General features: G+C 65.5%; 20 protein-coding genes and 2 tRNA genes. 10 read left to right on the top strand and 12 right to left on the bottom strand.

The genetic code is table 11. The features are described from left to right. Positions 1-197 precede the first annotated feature (197 nt). The 3 genes from rpmB to bluB all read left to right on the top strand — a co-directional run bounded on the left by rpmB (position 198) and on the right by bluB (position 1,923). Positions 198-389 (top strand): 50S ribosomal protein L28, encoded by a 192-nt coding sequence (rpmB, locus tag LK459_RS18400; protein ID WP_005180428.1) that lies wholly within the window; start codon positions 198-200, stop codon positions 387-389. Positions 390-478: 89 nt separating this feature from the next. Further along, a complete protein-coding gene (locus LK459_RS18395) occupies positions 479-1,294 on the top strand; it encodes an enoyl-CoA hydratase/isomerase family protein (RefSeq protein WP_227919952.1) in 816 nt (271 codons plus the stop codon). Further along, positions 1,291-1,923: a 5,6-dimethylbenzimidazole synthase gene (bluB, locus tag LK459_RS18390; RefSeq protein WP_227919951.1), complete on the top strand. Its 633-nt coding sequence runs from the start codon at positions 1,291-1,293 to the stop codon at positions 1,921-1,923. The genes LK459_RS18395 and bluB overlap by 4 nt, the downstream gene beginning before the upstream one ends. 36 nt (positions 1,924-1,959) lie before the next feature. On the opposite strand, the gene LK459_RS18385 is transcribed toward bluB, so the two are convergent. Genes LK459_RS18385 through thiL form a run of 3 tightly spaced genes read right to left on the bottom strand, consistent with a single transcriptional unit; the run spans position 1,960 to position 4,239 of the window. Then, on the bottom strand, positions 1,960-2,640 hold the full coding sequence (locus LK459_RS18385) for a uracil-DNA glycosylase (protein WP_227919949.1): 681 nt from the start codon (positions 2,638-2,640) through the stop codon (positions 1,960-1,962). A 2-nt stretch (positions 2,641-2,642) separates the two neighbouring features. Beyond that, the gene (locus tag LK459_RS18380; protein ID WP_007238979.1) at positions 2,643-3,164 is read right to left on the bottom strand and encodes a gamma carbonic anhydrase family protein; all 522 of its coding nucleotides are present in this window, start codon (positions 3,162-3,164) and stop codon (positions 2,643-2,645) included. Between the two features lie 34 nt (positions 3,165-3,198). Further along, positions 3,199-4,239 carry a thiamine-phosphate kinase gene (gene thiL, locus LK459_RS18375; protein ID WP_227919948.1) on the bottom strand — a complete coding sequence of 347 codons (1,041 nt, stop codon included), beginning with the start codon at positions 4,237-4,239 and terminating at the stop codon, positions 3,199-3,201. A 214-nt stretch (positions 4,240-4,453) separates the two neighbouring features. On the opposite strand from thiL, the gene LK459_RS18370 reads away from it, so the two are divergent. Both LK459_RS18370 and LK459_RS18365 read left to right on the top strand, forming a co-directional pair. Further along, a complete protein-coding gene (locus LK459_RS18370; protein ID WP_007238977.1) occupies positions 4,454-4,699 on the top strand; it encodes an Lrp/AsnC ligand binding domain-containing protein in 246 nt (81 codons plus the stop codon). 105 nt (positions 4,700-4,804) lie between these two features. Beyond that, positions 4,805-5,473 (top strand): DUF3515 domain-containing protein, encoded by a 669-nt coding sequence (locus LK459_RS18365; protein ID WP_227919947.1) that lies wholly within the window; start codon positions 4,805-4,807, stop codon positions 5,471-5,473. Positions 5,474-5,570: 97 nt separating this feature from the next. Here LK459_RS18365 and LK459_RS18360 read toward each other — a convergent pair whose 3' ends face one another. Then, a complete protein-coding gene (locus LK459_RS18360) occupies positions 5,571-6,584 on the bottom strand; it encodes an NAD(P)H-dependent glycerol-3-phosphate dehydrogenase (protein WP_227923846.1) in 1,014 nt (337 codons plus the stop codon). A 121-nt stretch (positions 6,585-6,705) separates the two neighbouring features. Between LK459_RS18360 and cofC the strand changes: the two genes are divergently transcribed. From cofC to LK459_RS18345, 3 genes are all read left to right on the top strand, one after another. Next, complete coding sequence (gene cofC, locus LK459_RS18355) at positions 6,706-7,557, top strand: 2-phospho-L-lactate guanylyltransferase (RefSeq protein ID WP_227919945.1); 852 nt, start codon at positions 6,706-6,708, stop codon at positions 7,555-7,557. Positions 7,558-7,614: 57 nt separating this feature from the next. After that, positions 7,615-9,813 (top strand): RNA degradosome polyphosphate kinase, encoded by a 2,199-nt coding sequence (locus LK459_RS18350; RefSeq protein ID WP_007238973.1) that lies wholly within the window; start codon positions 7,615-7,617, stop codon positions 9,811-9,813. Between the two features lie 90 nt (positions 9,814-9,903). Then, positions 9,904-10,818, top strand: coding sequence for an NUDIX hydrolase (locus tag LK459_RS18345; protein WP_227919944.1), 915 nt, complete (start codon positions 9,904-9,906; stop codon positions 10,816-10,818). An 80-nt stretch (positions 10,819-10,898) separates the two neighbouring features. Here LK459_RS18345 and LK459_RS18340 read toward each other — a convergent pair whose 3' ends face one another. The 3 genes from LK459_RS18340 to leuC form a co-directional block, all read right to left on the bottom strand. Continuing rightward, a complete protein-coding gene (locus LK459_RS18340) occupies positions 10,899-11,534 on the bottom strand; it encodes an HU family DNA-binding protein (RefSeq protein WP_227919942.1) in 636 nt (211 codons plus the stop codon). A gap of 175 nt (positions 11,535-11,709) precedes the next feature. After that, a complete protein-coding gene (leuD, locus tag LK459_RS18335) occupies positions 11,710-12,303 on the bottom strand; it encodes a 3-isopropylmalate dehydratase small subunit (RefSeq protein WP_007238970.1) in 594 nt (197 codons plus the stop codon). Between the two features lie 67 nt (positions 12,304-12,370). After that, entirely contained in the window at positions 12,371-13,789 is a 1,419-nt protein-coding gene (gene leuC, locus LK459_RS18330) for a 3-isopropylmalate dehydratase large subunit (RefSeq protein WP_227919941.1), read from the bottom strand. A 114-nt stretch (positions 13,790-13,903) separates the two neighbouring features. Here leuC and LK459_RS18325 point away from each other — a divergent pair, with 114 nt between their 5' ends. Continuing rightward, the gene (locus tag LK459_RS18325) at positions 13,904-14,641 is read left to right on the top strand and encodes an IclR family transcriptional regulator (protein WP_007238968.1); all 738 of its coding nucleotides are present in this window, start codon (positions 13,904-13,906) and stop codon (positions 14,639-14,641) included. Between the two features lie 18 nt (positions 14,642-14,659). Next, complete coding sequence (locus LK459_RS18320; RefSeq protein ID WP_227919940.1) at positions 14,660-15,172, top strand: PPOX class F420-dependent oxidoreductase; 513 nt, start codon at positions 14,660-14,662, stop codon at positions 15,170-15,172. A gap of 74 nt (positions 15,173-15,246) precedes the next feature. On the opposite strand, the gene LK459_RS18315 is transcribed toward LK459_RS18320, so the two are convergent. The 5 genes from LK459_RS18315 to LK459_RS18295 form a co-directional block, all read right to left on the bottom strand. After that, positions 15,247-15,319, bottom strand: a tRNA-Glu gene (locus tag LK459_RS18315). 50 nt (positions 15,320-15,369) lie between these two features. Next, positions 15,370-15,441 (bottom strand) — tRNA-Gln (locus LK459_RS18310). A 96-nt stretch (positions 15,442-15,537) separates the two neighbouring features. Beyond that, positions 15,538-17,004, bottom strand: a complete 1,467-nt coding sequence (gene gltX / locus LK459_RS18305; protein WP_007238966.1) for a glutamate--tRNA ligase — start codon at positions 17,002-17,004, stop codon at positions 15,538-15,540. Between the two features lie 69 nt (positions 17,005-17,073). Continuing rightward, positions 17,074-17,895 (bottom strand): alpha/beta fold hydrolase, encoded by an 822-nt coding sequence (locus tag LK459_RS18300; protein WP_227919938.1) that lies wholly within the window; start codon positions 17,893-17,895, stop codon positions 17,074-17,076. Further along, the gene (locus tag LK459_RS18295; protein ID WP_007238964.1) at positions 17,892-18,665 is read right to left on the bottom strand and encodes a fumarylacetoacetate hydrolase family protein; all 774 of its coding nucleotides are present in this window, start codon (positions 18,663-18,665) and stop codon (positions 17,892-17,894) included. The genes LK459_RS18300 and LK459_RS18295 overlap by 4 nt, the downstream gene beginning before the upstream one ends. Between the last annotated feature and the right edge of the window lie 90 nt (positions 18,666-18,755).

The following is an 18,755-nucleotide window of genomic DNA, read 5'->3' as shown; positions in this document are numbered from 1 at the left end:
ACGGGGACTCTCGGCGTGAGTCGTGCACTCGCACCGGCCACCAATCCGCGCATCTCCGGCGAGGATTTGGCGCTGACGCACCGGCCCGGTTATCCTTGCAGGGTTGCCTTGCCGCCGCTGTGGACGCCGATGTGCTTTCCGCGAGCAGAGGCTGGCGTAACCGCAAAGACCATTCCATCTATCAAGGGAGTTCGACAATGGCTGCCGTCTGTGACGTCTGCGGCAAGGGTCCGGGCTTCGGCAAGTCCGTTTCGCACTCGCACCGCCGTACCAATCGCCGCTGGAATCCCAACATCCAGTCGGTTCGCGTCGAGGTGGCCCCGGGCAACCGCAAGCGCAAGAACGTCTGCACCTCCTGCCTGAAGGCCGGTAAGACCACCCTCGCCTGACAGCGAGAAATCAGACAACCCGACCCCGACCGAGCGAACGCTCGGCCCCGGGGTCGGGTTGTCTGCATCTGCGGGTTAGGGTGTCGGGCATGACCTCGACCACAACCTCCCCCGCAGACTCGTCTGTGACACAGGACGGCGACGTCCTGGTTCTCCGTATCTCCGATCCCGACAAGGGATCAGCGCTCGACGGCTCCGCCCTGACTCTCGCAACCGCAGCGCTCCGCGAGATCGCGCGCGGCGAACGCGAGATCGGTGCGATTCTGATACTCGGCGCCGGTCGTAATTTCTGTGCCGGCGGCAATGTCCGCGATTTCGCGTCGGCACAGCACCGACCCACCTTCATCAGGGCTCTCGCCGACTCGTTCCATGATTTCGTCACCGCGCTCCTCGACGCCGACCGCCCCGTCGTCGCCGGTGTGCGGGGATGGGCCGCCGGAGCCGGACTGAGCGTCGTGCTGCACGCCGACATCGCGGTCGGCGGGCCCTCGACCAAGCTGCGGCCGGCATACACCGGAATCGGCCTCTCCCCCGACGGGGGCATGACCTGGACGTTGCCGCGCGCCGTCGGCGCAGCCCGAGCACGTGACATCATCCTCACCGACCGCGTGGTCAACGCCGACGAGGCACTCGCGTGGGGCATTCTCTCGCGTCTTGTCGATGACGATGCAGAGGTCGAGGCCACAGCCACACAGATCGCCCGCACCCTGGCTGCGGGCCCGCGTGCGGGTCTGTCGGCGACCCGGTCGCTGCTGTCCCGGTCGGCCACCGCGACGCTGCGAGATCAACTCGCCGCCGAAGCGCATGCGATCTCGACGAACAGCGGCACGCGGGAAGGTATCGAGGGCGTCGACGCTTTCGTCGGGAAACGCGCTCCCGACTTCGCGACCGCACGCGATCAGTGACGGGATTCGACGACTCGTTCGTCGCCGAGCTCGACACATTGCTGGTGTGGCGCCGTGACGTCCGACATTTCCGAACCGATCCGCTTGCTCCGCACCTACTCGACGAGTTGATCGCGCGGGCCGAACTCGCGCCGTCAGTGGGCAACAGTCAGCCGTGGCGGTGGGTGCGCGTCGACTCACCCGAGGCGCGCGCCCGGGTCCGCGGCAACTTCTTGACGTGCAACGCGGAGGCGCTCGAGGGCTATTCGGGCGAACGCGCACGGTCGTACGCACGCCTCAAACTCTCCGGACTCGACGACGCCCCGGTCCAACTCGCCGTCTTCACCGACCATGGAAGCGACCAAGGTCATGGACTCGGCAACCGGAGCATGCCCGAGACGCTCGACTATTCGACGGTCACAGCCGTCGCGACGCTGTGGCTCGCGGCCCGTGCGCGCAGCGTGGGCGTGGGATGGGTGTCGATCCTCGATGCAGGCTCCGTGGCAGACGATCTCGAGGTCCCCGACTCTTGGAGGCTCACGGCGTACCTGTGCCTCGGGTACCCGATCGATGACGACGACGTTCCGGAACTCGAGCGTGCGGGCTGGCAGGAGCGCACCGGTGCCGAGCACCGGCGGTTCGTCCGCTGAGCGCGGACTCCCAGATCCGTGCTCTCGACGTCGGCGTCAGGAGGGCAGGCGCCAATCGACCGGTTCGCCCCCGAGGTCCTCGAGTTCGCTGTTGGCACGAGTGAACGGACGCGAGCCGAAGAATCCCCGGCTCGCCGACAATGGAGACGGATGCGGCGACACGATCGCGGGGACGTCGGGCATCCACTGCTGTAGGTCTGCTGCGTCGCGCCCCCACAGAATCGCCACGAGCGGTTCGTCCCGGGACACGAGTGCCTTGATCGCACACTCTGTCACCGTTTCCCAGCCCTTACGACGGTGCGACGCGGGCTGTCCGGGTGCGACGGTCAGCACTCTGTTGAGCAACAGCACACCCGATGTCGCCCACGGGGTCAGATCGCCGTTGGCGGGCTTGGGATAGCCGAGGTCGGCACAGTACTCGGTGTAGATGTTGGCCAGGGACCGCGGAATGGGCGACACATCGGCTGCCACAGAGAAACTCAGCCCCACTGCGTGTCCGGGCGTCGGATAGGGATCCTGCCCGACGATGAGGACGCGGACGTCGTCGAACGGTTGCGTGAACGCGCGCAACACGTTTCGTCCCGCCGGGAGATAACCGCGACCGGCGGCGTTCTCCTCACGGAGGAACTGGCCCATCTGCGCGATGACGTCTTCGACCGGCGCGAGCGCCTGTGCCCAGCCCGGGTCGACGAGTTCGCTCAACGGTTGTGCGGCCATGATCAGTCGAGTCTCCTGAGCTTCGATCGGTAGTGCAGGGCATTCTGGTAGTACATCTCGACGTTCATGTCGACATGATCGGCGGCCACCTCGAAGCCCTCCCGGACACGGGCCGGAACGCCGAGCGCCATGGCCCGCGAGGGCACCGAGAATCCGAACGGCACAACAGCGCCCGCCCCGACGACCGCACCGTCACCGATCGACGAGCCGTTGAGAACGACCGATCCCGACGCGATCAAACAGTTGTCACCAATCGTCGCCCCCTCGATGTGCGCATTGTGGCCGACGACGCAACCGGCACCGATGACGGTCGGATGAATGGGTGTGCAGTGGATGACCGTCCCGTCCTGAATGTTGGTGCGCGACCCGATGGTGATGGTCCCGTAGTCGCCGCGCAGCACTGCTCCGGGCCACACGGAGGCTCCGTCGGCGAGCGTGACCGCGCCGATCACCGTTGCGTCCGGGTGGATGTACACGTCCTCGCCGAGGACGGGTTCGCGGTCGTCGAGCGCGTAGATGGCCATGAGTCGATCTAATCATCGAGCTCGCGGCGGCCGTCTACTGGCGTCCGAAGGACTGCCACCCACGCAGTCCGCGCGTATCGACGCCGTCGACGGACACCTCCGCGCGCTCGGCCGTGCGGGCTTCGACGCTCCCGATGACCGTCCAGCCCTGCGGAACATCGGCTGGCGCGAAGGCGGCGAGCAACTGGTGGTCCTCGCCACCGGTGAGAGCCCAGATGTCGGCGTCCTCGCCGAGCGCATCTGCTGCGCGGGTCGTCGCCGCTGTTCGAGGCACTCGCGAACCGTCGACTGCCAGCGCGACTTTCGACGCCTGCGACATGGTGGTGAGTTCCTCGATGAGGCCGTCCGAGACGTCGGTCATGGCGTGCGCACCGGCACGCGCAGCCTGCGCCCCGGCCGACAGGTCGGGAGTCGGCAGGCGGTAGGCATCCACGACGGCGCCGTGCTCTGCACGCAATCGGGCACCGTGCTCTGTTGTCGATTCTGCGGCGAGTAGGACCGCGAGTCCGGCTGCTGCCCCGCCGAGGGGTCCGCTGACGGCCAACACGTCGCCGACCTGTGCGCCGGTCAGTGCGACGGGCGCGAGGCCGTCGAGTGCGCCCACCGAGGTGACGGTCAGGACCACCTGGTCTGCGGCGACGAGATCACCACCGAGTACACGTCCGCCGAGGCGGTGCGTCGCCGCGACGACACCGTCGTTGATTCCCGACACCGTCGACGCACGTGTCGTCACAGGGCATGCGATGGATACGACGACTCCGACGGTTCGCGCTCCCATGGCCGCGATGTCGGCAGCACTCTGGATCACGGCGCGTTCGCCGATCTGTTCGGGCGTCGACCAGTCGAAGCGGAAGTGGCGGCGTTCGACGGCGGTGTCGGTGCTGATCACGGTGGGACCACCGGCATCGAAAACGGCGGCGTCGTCGCCCGATCCGATGACGATGTCACGATCGCTGCCCGTTGATGCTGCGGAGGTGAACACCGAGATGAGGGCCCGCTCGCCGAGGTCACCGACCGTCGTGTCGACGGTGAACGCTGGTTCGGATGTCGTGGCGTTCTCGTCGCCACCTGCCACAGTCAACTCCTCGTCGGCTCAACGGTTATTGGTTTCGGTTCGCGCTCTCGCGGGGTTGTGGTGACAATATCTCCACAGTGTATTGACTTCGCGTGGCGGTTCGGCGCGTGAAGAGGCTTCCGGGAGACCGGGGGCCAGATGTCCGCGGCGCTCGTCGTGGCGTCGTTTCGCCGCTCCCCAAGCCCGGGGCCGACGGCACAGTGGATACGAGAGGATGGCCGTGGTTCAGGCATACATACTGATCCAGACGGAGGTCGGACGAGCTGCACTGGCGGCTGCGACGATCGCAGAGATCTCCGGGGTCGCCTCGTCCGAGGAGGTCAGCGGGCCCTACGACGTGATCGTGCGGGTCGAGGCCACCGATGCCGGCCACCTGACCGACGATGTCGTGCCACAGATCCAGAAGGTCGACGGAATCACCCGCACGTTGACCTGCCCGGTGGTGAACGCCGCACGCTGACACTGGTCACTGCGGTGGCGTCGTAGATCGGCTCTGTAGATCGGCTCCCTAAATCGGCTCCGAGGTGATGTTTTGTCGCCGAGGTGATGTCCTAGGGTTGTCGTCGTGACTTCCTCCGGACCCGACGATCCCGACGACAGCGCCGAGCATCGCGCACCCGACGCCGACCTCGAGCCCGGCGCCGACCCCGAACCCGGTGCTGATCTCGAGTCGGATACGGGGGTCACCTCCGATCCCGACGAGGCCTCCCATGCGCGCTACGGCGGCTCCGGCCCGCGGCTGAATCCAGCACTGATCGCGACACTGGTGACGATTCCCGTCATGGTGATCGTCGGCTTCATCGTTTTCGCGGCGTTGCGTCCCGAGCAGACCGATTCGACGCCCGTCGAGTCATACGCCGCGGACTCGTCGACGCCTGCCGAATGTCCGAGGTTCCTCGCTGCGCTCCCGCAGACCTTCGAGGGATACGGCGACAAGGAGGTGTCGGGCACCCAGGCCACGTGGCGCTCGACCACGGAGGGCGACCCGGTGATCGTGCGATGTGGCGTCTCACGCCCGTCGGAACTCTCTCCTACCAGCAACCTGCAGGTGGTCAATCCCGTGCAATGGTTCATCACCGATTCGATCGAGGGTTCCGGACAGGCATTCGTGTGTGTCGATCACCGTCCGTACGTCGCGCTCTGGGTTCCGGTGAACGCAGGCAACGGGCCGATCACCGACGTGTCGGCCACCATCGAACGCACCTTGCCCAGGGGCCCACTCGACTTCGGCTGAGCGGCAATCGCTTTCCACCGGCGGCGCGACCCGGCGCCATCACGACCCGGCGACATTCTGCGACAGCGGTCGTCTGCACCGCGCGGCGTCGGATGGATCAGACCTCGCCGCGGTGGAACTCCGGCTTGGTCTTGCGTCCGAGTAGCGAACTGACCGCCTCTGCCACAGGCATTCCCGCATGACAGACGTTGTTCACCGCGTCGGTCAGCGGCATGGAGACCTGATACTTCTCGGCAAGAGCAGTGACCGACATGCACGACTTCACGCCTTCGGCGACCTGGCCGGAAGCGGCCTCCTGCGCTTCCTCCATCGTCGCGCCCTGTCCGAGGTGTGCACCGAAGGTGCGATTGCGCGACAGCGGTGACGAGCACGTTGCGACGAGGTCCCCGATGCCCGCGAGACCGGCGAGAGTCTCGATCTGCCCGCCGACAGCACTCGACAGCCGGATGGTCTCGGCGAGTCCCCGCGTGATGATGGTCGCGAGTGTGTTCTGCCCGAATCCCACACCGCTGGCCATGCCGCAGGCGAGCGCGATGACGTTCTTGACCGCGCCACCGATCTCACAACCGATCACATCGGTGTTGGTGTACGGCCGGAAGTAGCCGGTGTTGAAGGTCTGCTGGAGTTGCTCGGCACGCGCGATGTCCGTGCATGCGATCACCGTCGCCGCGGGCTGTCCCTCGGCGACCTCGCGCGCGAGGTTGGGCCCGGTGAGCACCGCGATCTGTCGGGACGGGATCTCGGCGACCTCTGCGATCACCTCACTCATCCGCATGAGTGTCGACGTCTCGATCCCCTTGGCGAGCGAGACGAGGGTGGCGTCGTCACGCAGGTACGGCCGCCAGTCGGCGAGATTTTCCCGCAGCGATTGTGCGGGCACCGCACACACGACGAGCTCGGCGTCGGTCAGGACTTCGGCCACGTCGCTCGACGCGGTGAGATTCGACGGCAAGGTGATACCGGCGAGATAGTCGGCATTCGTATGTGATGCGTTGATCCGTTCGGCGAGCTCACTTCGTCGGCACCACAACGTGGTGTCGGTTCCCGCGTCGCTGAGTACCTTTGCCGTCGCCGTGCCCCATGAACCGGCGCCCATCACTACCGTCCGCACAACTCTCCTCATCACCAGACGTCGCTTCGACTCAGGGTAGACCGCCGACGATGCCCGCCCGACCGATTCGCGATCATGCGGCGCGATCACCTCGCGCACGCCCATGGGTCATCATGTGTAGATGACCCTCTCGTGTCTACGCGGTCAGTCCGGTGAGCGACGGCGCGTGCCCGCCGACGCCGCTGCGCCCGCGAACGACATCGAGCACGCTTCCGACGCGGCCGGCCACTACGTTCTCGACAACATGGCTGCCGTCCTCGCTGTCAAACATCTCGGCGACGCCAAGTCGCGGCTCGTCGCCACGTTGCACGACGAGCCCGACGACTTTGCGGTGCACGTGGACTCCCCACCGCACGCCGCGATACACGATGCGGCAGGCGTCCTCTCCCCTGTTCAACGGGACCGCCTCAAGGCCGACCCGGGTGCATTCGTGCTCGCCATGCTCGCCGACACGATCGGTGCGCTGCACGACGCAGGCGTGGGAGACGTCGTCGTCGTGACTCCCGACGACAGGGTTCGCGCGACCGCGTACGGCCTGGCCGCGCAGGTGGTGTCCGAATCCACCGATGGCACCGGCGGCCTGAACGCCGCGTACGCACTCGGGGCGTCAACTGCTCGTCGGCTGTGGCCGGAGCGCCGGTGGATTCTGATGATCCAGGCCGATCTGCCGGCTGCCGAGCCACAGAGCCTACGTCAGATCGTCTCCGCTGCCGCGGCACAGGGCGAGTCGATGGTCACCGACCGCGCCGGAACCGGGACGTCGCTTCTGCTGCGCAGAGCATCGAACAACGATGCGCCGTGTTTCGGCCCCGATTCAGCTGCGGCGCACCGCGCAGCGGGGGTCGCCGAACTCGACCCCGATCATCACCTGTGGCCGGACATACGAACCGACGTCGACACCGTGAGTGATCTCACCGCGGCCATCCGACTCGGCGTCGGCGATCGCACGCGGTCGGTACTCGGAGATCTCTGACCTCCCACTCGACGGCCAGCGGTGTCGGCGATCAGTCGGATGCGTCATGATTGAACCGTGAGCACAGCCGACGACACTGCGACCACCAAGGTCACCACGCAGCCGATCAGTGCGATTCCCGGTGCGCCGCCCGCGGCAACTCTCGAACCGGGCGAATCCGCCGATCTTCCCGAGGACCGGTATCTCAATCGAGAACTGAGTTGGCTCGACTTCAATTCGCGTGTGCTCTCGCTCGCCGAGGACACGTCGATCCCGCTTCTCGAGCGGGCCAAGTTCCTTGCCATCTTCGCGTCGAACCTCGACGAGTTCTTCATGGTCCGCGTTGCAGGACTGAAGCGACGCGACGAGACCGGACTCTCGGTACGGTCTGCCGACGGTTTGTCTCCGCGGGAGCAATTGCTGCGTATCGCGGGCCGCACCCAGACCCTCGCAGATCGACACGCCAGGGTATTCCTTGATTCAGTACGTCCGGCGTTGGCGGACAACGGAATCTACGTCGTCGGGTGGTCGGATCTCAACGACGCCCAGAAGACCCGGATGGTCGAGTACTTCCACGAGGACGTCTTCCCGGTGCTGACGCCGCTCGCCGTCGACCCGGCGCACCCGTTCCCGTACATCAGCGGACTGAGCCTCAATCTCGCGGTCACCGTGCGTGATGCCGGCGAGGGTGGCGAGCACTTCGCCCGGGTCAAGGTGCCCGACAACGTGAATCGTTTCGTGCGCGTCGATCAGCTCATGCCCCCGACAGGCGAGACCGACGACAAGGGACACCGCACAGCGATCTTCCTGCCGATGGAAACCCTGATCGCCGCCAACCTCGGACACCTGTTCCCCGGCATGGAGATCGTCGAACACCATGCGTTCCGTATCACGCGCAACGCGGATTTCGAGGTCGAGGAGGATCGCGACGAGGATCTGTTGCAGGCGCTCGAACGCGAACTCGCGCGTCGCCGTTTCGGGTCACCGGTGCGTCTCGAGGTCGCCGACGACATGACCGAGCACATGCTCGAACTGCTGCTGCGCGAACTCGACGTCAATCCCGCTGACGTGATCCAGGTTCCGGGGCTGCTCGATCTGTCTTCTCTGTTCGAGATCGGTTCCCTCGACCGCCCTCAACTCAAAGACCGACCATTCATCCCCGCAACGCACCCCGCATTCGGCGAACGCGAGACCCCGAAAAGCGTGTTCTCGACGCTGCGCGAGGGCGATGTGCTCGTGCACCATCCCTACGACTCGTTCTCGACGAGTGTCCAGCGTTTCATCGAGCAGGCCGCCGCCGACCCGCAGGTGCTCGCGATCAAGCAGACCCTCTATCGCACGTCGGGCGACTCCCCGATCGTCAACGCCCTCATCGATGCCGCCGAGGCTGGCAAGCAGGTCGTCGCACTCGTCGAGATCAAGGCGAGGTTCGACGAGCAGGCCAACATCAAGTGGGCGCGTCAGCTCGAGCAGGCGGGCGTGCACGTCGTCTACGGTCTCGTCGGACTCAAGACACATTGCAAGACATGCCTCGTGGTCCGTCGTGAAGGGTCGTCGATCAGACGCTACTGCCACATCGGGACCGGCAACTACAACCCGAAGACCGCCCGGCTCTACGAAGACGTCGGATTGCTCACTGCCGCACCCGACATCGGTGCCGATCTGACAGATCTGTTCAACACACTGACCGGGTACTCCCGCAAGCGTGAGTACCGCAACATCCTGGTGGCCCCCACGGGCATCCGCTCCGGCATCATCGAGCGCATCAACCGCGAGATCGAGCTCAAGCGCGACGGCGACCCGAATGCTCGGGTTCGTCTGAAGGCCAACGCACTTGTCGACGAGCAGGTGATCGACGCCCTCTATCGCGCGTCTCAGGCGGGCGTGCCGGTCGAGATCGTCGTACGAGGGATCTGTGCGTTGCGTCCGGGCATGCCCGGTGTCAGCGACAACATCCATGTCCGGTCGATCCTCGGCCAGTTCCTCGAGCACTCGCGCATATTCCACTTCGGTGCGCAGGACGAGTACTGGATCGGTAGCGCCGACATGATGCACCGCAATCTCGATCGACGCATCGAGGTGATGGTGCAGGTGCGCGACGATCGACTGACCGCAGAGCTCGGCGACATCTTCGACTCGGCCCTCGACCCACGCACCAGGTGCTGGGTGCTGCAACCGGACGGAAGCTGGGTTGCCTCTCCGGCAGCGGGTGAAGAGGTGCGCGATCACCAGCGCCAGATGATGCGTCGCACGCGGCAGCGCGATGCGGGCATGTGACCCTCGGGCGTATCGCCGAATGTCGTCAGCTGGTTGTGGGCGCGGTGAACGCACCCGTTTCGTAACCTTCCACCACTAAGCTCACAGTCGATGTCCAAGACACACAAGACGATCTGGGCCGCAGGCGGTGTGCTGTGGAGGCCGCGGGACAACGACGGTGTCGAGATCGGTGTGATCCATCGACCCCGCTACGACGACTGGACGCTGCCCAAGGGGAAGCTCGAACCCGACGAGACGCTCGTGATGACAGCGGCACGTGAGATCGGCGAGGAAACCGGGTACCACGTGCGGCTCGGCAGACATCTTCGCGACGTCGCGTACGACATCTCCAGCGGACACAAGCGCGTGCGGTACTGGTCCGCACGCGCCGCCGACGGTGCGTTCGTCGAGAACCATGAGGTCGACACCATGGAGTGGCTGGGCGTCGAGGCAGCGGACCGGCTCCTGAGCTATTCACAGGATCGTCGGGTTCTGCGTGAATTCACCAGGCTCCCAGCCGATCTCGACACGCTACTTCTGGTACGGCACGCCAAGGCCGGCAGTCGATCACGCTACCGCGGCGACGACCGGTTGCGACCGCTCGACGCCGAAGGCCGCGTCCAGGCCGACGCGCTCGCGGCCATGCTTCCGGCCTTCGGCGCCAACGAGGTCCACAGCGCCGACCGGACTCGCTGTGAGCAGACGGTGGCCCCGACCGCGGAGGCCCTCGGCGTGCCGATCATCACGGAGCCGACACTCTCCGAAGAGATGTATCGCGACGATCCAGTCGCCGCACAACGGCGGATCGTCGCCCTGGCAGCGGATTCAGGCGCTGTGGTACGCGCAGTGTGTAGTCAGGGCAAGGTGATTCCACCGCTACTCGAATGGTGGGCCACACAGGACGGTGTGTCCCTACCACCCGCGCGTAACCGCAAAGCAAGCGTATGGGTCATCTCGACACACCAGGGCAAGCTCGTCGCGGCCGACCACATCGACAGCCCGCTGCCACAGCACGACAGGGAGTGAATCGCGCCGGATACAGCTCACCCCCGACGGGGGAAGACCATCGGGGGTGAGGTGATCGAGGAGTCGGTCGCTGTGGACCCTCAGCGACGGGTCGACTTCTTGGCTGCCGTCGTCTTCTTCGCCGTGGTCTTCTTGGCCGCGGTGCCGGTCGACTTCTTGGCGGCCGTGGTCTTCTTGGCCGGGGTCGTGGTCTTCTTGGCGGCCGTGGTCTTCTTGGCCGGCGTCGTCTTCTTGGCGGCCGTGGTCTTCTTGGCCGGCGTCGTCTTCTTGGCGGCCGTGGTCTTCTTGGCCGGAGTCGTCTTCTTGGCGGCCGTGGTCTTCTTGGCCGGCGTCGTCTTCTTCGCGGCCGTGGTCTTCTTGGCCGGAGTCGTCTTCTTGGCCGCCGTGGTGGTGGCGCCGCTGCCACGCTTCACTGCCGGGCCGGACGAGGCGAGCTTCTGCTTGCCCGAGACGACTGCCTTGAACTGAGCGCCGGGACGGAACGCGGGCACGGACGTAGCGCGCACCTTCACCGTCTCGCCCGTCCGCGGGTTGCGTGCGACGCGCGGTGCGCGACGACGCTTCTCGAAGACACCGAATCCGGTGATGGTGACACTTTCACCCTTGTTGACCGCACGCACGATGGAGTCGACCATCTGCTCGACCGCCTGGGTCGCGGTCTTTCGATCCGTGTCGAGCTTTGCTGTCAGCTCATCGATGAGCTCTGCCTTGTTCATTGGATACCTCCGCAAGCCGATCTGGCCCACTTATCAGGCCAGCTACCACCACACGGTAAACGTCGACGTCGAAAAGTTCCATCTTCCACGCCAATTAGCGCGACGTGTCACCAATTCGTCACGCTTTCTGGCACTTCCGACGCTGTCGCGCGGAAAGGCTTTTCCGGCCGTTACATCAGCGCGGCAATGTGGTGGGCTTCCACGACGGACGGCGCGACTCGTACTCGGAAATGGCGTCTACCTGCCGCAATGTGAGTCCGATGTCGTCGAGACCCTCCATCAGACGCCACCGCGTGTAGTCATCAATTGTCAACGGCACCACGAGGTCTCCGGCAGTGACAGTCCGGTCCTCAAGGCTGACCGTGAGTTCGAGCCCCGGCTGCTCCTCGAGGCGCTTCCACAGCAGCTCGACGTCGGATTGTTCGACCTGCGCGGCGACGAGACCGGCTTTTCCGGCGTTCCCGCGGAAGATGTCGGCGAAGCGCGACGAGATGACGACCCGAAATCCGAAGTCCGACAGTGCCCAGACAGCGTGCTCGCGCGACGACCCGGTGCCGAAGTCGGGCCCCGCGACGAGAACCGAGCCGCGCTTCCACGGCTCGGCGTTCAGGATGAAGTCCGGGTCGGTCCGCCAGCCTGCGAACAATCCGTCCTCAAAACCTGTGCGGGTCACGCGCTTCAGGTAGACGGCGGGGATGATCTGGTCGGTGTCGACATTGCTGCGACGCAGCGGGACGCCGATTCCCGTGTGGGTGATGAACGGTTCCATGATGTTGTGGCCTTCGGATCGGGGATTGCGTGGTGGTGGCGGAGTCAGGCGTCGCGACGGGCGGGGCTCACAGATCAGCGGGCGACGACAACGTGCCGCGGATCGCGGTGGCCGCTGCGACGGCAGGCGACACGAGGTGGGTACGCCCACCCTTGCCTTGGCGCCCTTCGAAGTTGCGGTTCGACGTCGACGCGCACCGTTCGCCCGGGGCGAGCTGATCGGGGTTCATGCCGAGACACATCGAGCATCCGGCCTGACGCCACTCCGCACCGGCCGCCGTGAAGATCTCGCCGAGTCCCTCCTCATCGGCCTGTGCACGTACCCGCATCGATCCCGGGACCACAAGCATCCGAACACCTTCTGCGACCGTTCGACCATCGAGGATCTCGGCGACGGCACGTAGATCCTCGATGCGGCCGTTGGTGCACGAGCCGACGAAGACCGTGTCGACACTGATGTCGCGCAAGGGTGTGCCGGGGGTGAGATCCATGTACTCAAGCGCTTTCGACGCCGCGCCGGCCGCGTTCTCGTCACCGAAATCGGCAGGATCGGGTACCTCCGCCGAAAGCGGTGCGCCCTGGCCGGGGTTCGTGCCCCAGGTGATGAACGGACTCAGCGACGCGGCATCGATGTGCACTTCGGCGTCGAACTCGGCGTCGGGGTCGGTCCGCAGCGACGTCCAATAGTCGACGGCCGCGTCCCAATCTGCTCCCGTGGGGGCATTCGGACGCCCCTTCAGGAACTCGAAGGTCGTCTCGTCGGGTGCGATCATGCCTGCGCGAGCCCCCGCCTCGATGGACATGTTGCAGATCGTCATCCGGGCTTCCATCGAGAGCTTCTCGATTGCGCTGCCGCGATACTCGAGGACGTAGCCCTGTCCCCCGCCGGTACCGATCTCGGCGATCACGGCGAGGATCAGGTCCTTACTCGTGACACCGGACGGCAGTTCACCGTCGACCGTGATGGCCATGGTCCGGAACGGCCGCAACGACAGTGTCTGCGTCGCCAGCACGTGCTCGACCTCCGAGGTGCCGATACCCATGGCGAGCGCCCCGAAGGCACCGTGCGTCGAGGTGTGGCTGTCGCCGCACACGACCGTCATCCCGGGCTGGGTCAGGCCGAGTTGCGGTCCGACCACGTGGACGATGCCCTGTTCTTTGTCGCCCATGGGATGCAGGCGAATCCCGAACTCCTCGCAGTTGGCTCGCAGTGTGTCGACCTGTGTGCGCGAGACCGGGTCCGCGATGGGCAGCATGGTGTCGACGGTGGGCACGTTGTGGTCCTCGGTCGCGATCGTCAGATCCGGGCGGTGCACGGGCCGACCGGCGAGTCGCAGTCCCTCGAAGGCCTGCGGACTGGTGACCTCGTGAACGAGGTGGAGATCGATGAAGATCAGATCGGGGTCGTTCGCGTCTCCACGCACGACAACGTGGTCGTCCCACACCTTCTCGGCGAGAGTACGAGGCTTACTTGCACTGTTCGTCATCACTGCACTCATTCTGGCTGTAGCACTTGTGGTTTCGCGTGGGGTGCGACGGGACCCGGCGGGCCGTGCCGGTTCGCGTGTGCATCTCACGATGTGGACCGCTAGTATCGTCCTATGGGAAAGGATAGCGCACCGGAACCGCAGAGCGGAATCGGCGTCCTCGACAAGTCCGTGATCGTATTACGGGCCATCGCCGAGGCTCCGGCCAACCTCACCGAGCTCTGTGAGCGCACCAATCTGCCACGCGCGACGGCCCATCGATTGGCCGTCGGCCTGGAGACACATCGTCTCCTGGCACGCAACGCTTCCGGACGGTGGTACCCGGGACCCGCGCTGGGCGAATTGGCCTCCAGCGCCCACGATCCGATCCAGGAAGCCGCGCTCATGGTGCTCCCCCGACTACGTGAGATCACCGGCGAATCGGTCCAGGTCTATCGCCGGGAGGGCTCCGAACGGGTATGCATCGCCGCGATGGAGCCACCGACCGGATTGCGCGACACCGTTCCGGTCGGGACCCGCTTTCCCATGAGTGCGGGCTCTGCCGCGAAGGTGCTGCTCGCCTGGGCCGAACCGTCGACGCAGCGGGCGCTGTTACACGACAGCGTCTTCAGCGAGCGCGCACTGTACGAGATCCGTCGTCGCGGGTGGGCGCAGAGTGCAGGTGAGCGCGCCGCGGGCGTGGCCAGTGTCTCGGCGCCGGTTCGCGACGCCAACGGCGACGTCGTGGCGGCGATTTCGGTCTCGGGTCCGATCGACCGGATGGGGCGAAGGCCCGGCGCACGGTGGGCCGCCGACCTGCTCGCCGCTGCCGAGGCCATCCAGAAACGGCTACTGCCAACCGCGCGAACCTGATTCGGTTAGCGTCGTGGCATGGGAACAAACCAACGCCGACAGATCGTCATGTCCGACGCAGAGATCACCGACTTCGTCGAACGCAGCCGCACAGCGACTCTCGCGACTTACGGCGCCGACAGCAGCATCCATCTCGTCGCCATGTGGTACGGCGTCGTCGAGGGCGAGATCTGGTTCGAGACGAAAGCGAAGTCACAGAAGGCCGTGAACCTCGGTCGTGATCCACGGTGCTCGGTCCTCATCGAGGACGGCGACACCTACGACACGCTGCGAGGCGTCGCGTTCGAGGGTGTCGCGGAGATCCACGACGACCCCGACAACTGCCATCGCGTCGGCGTGAGCGTCTGGGAACGCTACACCGGGCCCTACTCCGACGAGATGAAGCCCTTCGTCGACCAGATGATGCACAAGCGGGTGGCGGTGCGCGTGGTTCCGTCGCGTGTGCGGTCGTGGGATCACCGCAAACTCGGCCTCGATCCGATGCCGGTCGCCGGGTCGACGGCCGCTGCGGTCACGGCGGAAGCCGACTAGACGGACACCCGAGGCGATTACGCAAACGACAGCACCCCCTCACCACTGGCTGATGGTGAGGGGGTGCTGTGTTGTAGCCCCGACGGGATTCGAACCCGCGCTACCGCCTTGAGAGGGCGGCGTCCTAGGCCGCTAGACGACGGGGCCATGACTCGATATTCAGTTGGAAAAACCGGGGTGTGGTGTCCCGGCTTTCGCTGGGGTACCAGGACTCGAACCTAGAATGGCGGTACCAGAAACCGCTGTGTTGCCAATTACACCATACCCCAAAGGTCTTGTTCTCCGTGAGGAAAACAACCTGCGATAGCCTAGCAGAGGCCGACCCGGTTACTACAAATCGCCTGGTCAACGCACTAACTGGGCACCTACTCCCGCGCAGCGCGCAGTCGGGCGAGGCTCTTGTCGCGCCCCAACAGCTCCATCGACTCGAACAGCGGCGGACTGATGTGCGAACCGGTCACCGCCACGCGGATCGGCCCGAACGCCTTGCGGGGTTTGAGTTCCAGACCGTCGACCAGTGCGCTCGTGAGCGCCTCCTGGATCGCCTCGGTGTTCCAGGACGCGAGGCCGTCCAGTGCGGTGATCGCGGCGTCGAGGACGGGCGCGGCGTCGGCTCCGAGATTCTTCGACGCCGACTTCTCGTCGATCGCGAATTCGTCGTCGGACACATAGAGGAACGAGATCAGAGGCCACGCCTCGCCGAGAACCTGGATGCGGGTCTGGACGAGCTCGGCGATCGTGGTGAACTGCTCGTCGTCGATCGGCTCGGTGAGAAGCCCCTGTGTGACGAGATATGCCTTCAGTCTCGCCGTGAAGTCGCCGAGTTCGAGCATCCTGATGTGCTCGGCGTTGATTGCATCGGCCTTCTTCTGGTCGAAGCGTGCCGGATTGGAATTCACGTCGCGCACGTCGAATGCGTCGATCATCTCGTCGAGACTGAAAACGTCGGTCTCATGTGAATATCCCCAGCCGAGCAGCGCGAGATAGTTGAGCAGCCCCTCCGGAATGAAGCCGCGATCGCGATGGTGGAAGAGGTTCGATTGCGGGTCGCGCTTGGAGAGCTTCTTGTTCCCCTCCCCCATCACGAACGGCAGATGGCCGAACTCCGGGACACGCTCTGCCACACCGATGCGGATGAGAGCCTCGTACAGCGCGATCTGACGCGGTGTCGAAGAGAAGAGGTCTTCGCCGCGCAGCACGTGGGTGATCTTCATCATCGCGTCGTCGACCGGATTGACGAGGGTGTAGAGCGGATCGCCGTTGGCGCGGGTCAGTGCGAAATCGGGCACCGTCCCCGCCTTGATGGTCGTCGGTCCGCGCACGAGGTCGTTCCAGGTGATGTCGCGATCGGGCATCGGGAGGCGGACAACGGCTTTGCGGCCCTCCGCGCGGTAGGCCTCGCGCTGCTCGTCGGTGAGATCGCGATCGAAGTTGTCATACCCGAGCTTGGGATCCCGACCTGCGGCGCGGTGGCGTGCCTCGACCTCCTCGGGAGTCGAGAACGCTTCGTATGCCTCTCCCGCGGCGAGCAACCGCGCGACGACATCCTCATGGATTCCGCGTCGTTCGGACTGCCGGTACGGGCCGTAGGGACCGCCGACCTCCGGCCCCTCATCCCAGTCGAGCCCGAGCCACCGCAGAGAGTCGAGGATCGCGTCGTACGACTCCTGGCTGTCGCGCGCGGCGTCGGTGTCCTCGATACGGAACACGAAGGTCCCCTTGTCGTGACGCGCCTGCGCGAAGTTGAACAGCGCGGTGCGCACCATTCCCACATGCGGTGTACCCGTCGGCGACGGGCAGAAGCGGACGCGGACAGGATCGTTGCTGCTCATGGAGGTCAGCGTATCGAATACCGCAGCACCGACCGCTCGCACCGTGGTTTCGACCGGAGACGGTCCCGCCTACCGATGTCGCGCGAGGAAGTCGACCAGGAGACGGTTGACCTGGGCGGGCTGTTCGAGATACCCGAAATGCCCGGCCTTGTCGACCTGCGCGTACTCCGCGGCAGGGATCGCGTCAGCCACCTCGCGGGCGAGTTCGACGGGTAGCCTTCTGTCATCGGTGAATCCGACGACCAGGGTGGGAACCGCGATCAGCCGGTAGGCCTCGAGCCGATTGGGCTCGTTGGTGTGCACACCCAGTTGCGCGCGCATTCCCGGAGTCATCTTCTGCTGGGAGAACATCATGACGTCGAGCCAGTCGCGCGTCGTGCGGTCGTCGGCGAGCGTATGCCGAGACAGATTGAGTTCAGCGGTGATCGAGGCCTCGTACTCGGGCGGCAACTCGATGTTGCTGTCGTAGAGCGCACGCTCTCCCGCCGAGAACGTCTCCTGCAGTACTGTGGTGCGCCCGTAGGTCGCCATCATCACCGCGGCGCGCACCAGATCGGGCCGAGCGAGTGCCAACTCCTGGGTGATTCGCGCACCCAGGGAGGTTCCGACGACGAAAGCCGGTGCGATCCCCAACGTTTCGATGAGCTCGGCGGTGTCGGCGACCATGTCGTCTAGCGTGAACCCCTCCGCACACTCCGACGACGGTGCGATGCCGCGGTTGTCGAACGTGATCACCTCGTAGCCGGCGCTGACCAACGCAGGAGCCTGGTGCGCCCGCCACACCCTGCCGGGGCTGCCGCTACCCATGACCATGACCACAGCGGGGCCCGACCCCGACCGCTCGTAGGCGATGTCGATCCCGTTGACCTGCGCGGTTGCCGATCCACTCACGGCTTGTCGACCACCGGGTTGCTCAACGTGCCGATCCCCTCGACCGTGACCGACACTCGTTGTCCGGCAACCATCGGACCGACACCCTCGGGGGTTCCGGTGAGGATCACGTCACCCGGCAGCAGCGTCATCACGCGCGAGATCCATTCCACCACAGCACCTACGTCGTGCAACATCAGCGACGTCCGACTCCGCTGGCGAACCTCGCCATCGAGTTCGGTGGTGATCACAGCGTCCGACGGGTCGAACGAGGTCTCGATCCACGGCCCGAGTGGGCAGAAGGTGTCGTATCCCTTGGCTCTGGTCCACTGACCGTCGATCTTCTGCTGATCCCGAGCGGTCACGTCGTTGGCGACCGTGTAGCCGAGAATGACACCGGCGGCGTCGGCCGCCTTCACGTCCTTGCACGGGCGACCGATCACGACGGCGAGTTCGCCCTCGAAGTCGACTCTTTCGGACGACGGCGGACGCACGATCGGCACCTCGGGCCCGACGATCGACGTGTTGGGCTTGAGGAAGATCACAGGACTCTCGGGCGTGGCCGAACCCATCTCCGCCACGTGCGCCGCGTAGTTCTTGCCGATGCAGATCACCTTCGACGCCAGAATCGGCGCCAGTAGACGCACGTCGGCCAGGGGCCACGATCGACCCGTGAACGTCGGTGTACCGAAGGGATGTTCGGCAATCTCTTTGGCGGTCGCAGTACCGTCCGACTCGTCGATCGAGACGAATGCCACACCATCAGGACTCGCAATTCGGCCAAGACGCATACCCGAAACCCTAGCGCACCCGGCTTGTCCACTTCGTGGGACGTGAAATTGAGCGGGCAGCTACGCCGTCCTACAATATGAACTATTGAT

Source organism: Gordonia otitidis (assembly GCF_020735545.1).
GTDB lineage: Bacteria > Actinomycetota > Actinomycetes > Mycobacteriales > Mycobacteriaceae > Gordonia > Gordonia otitidis.
The sequence above is the reverse complement of the archived record's forward strand: the minus strand, read 5'-3'. Positions and strand labels throughout refer to the sequence as shown.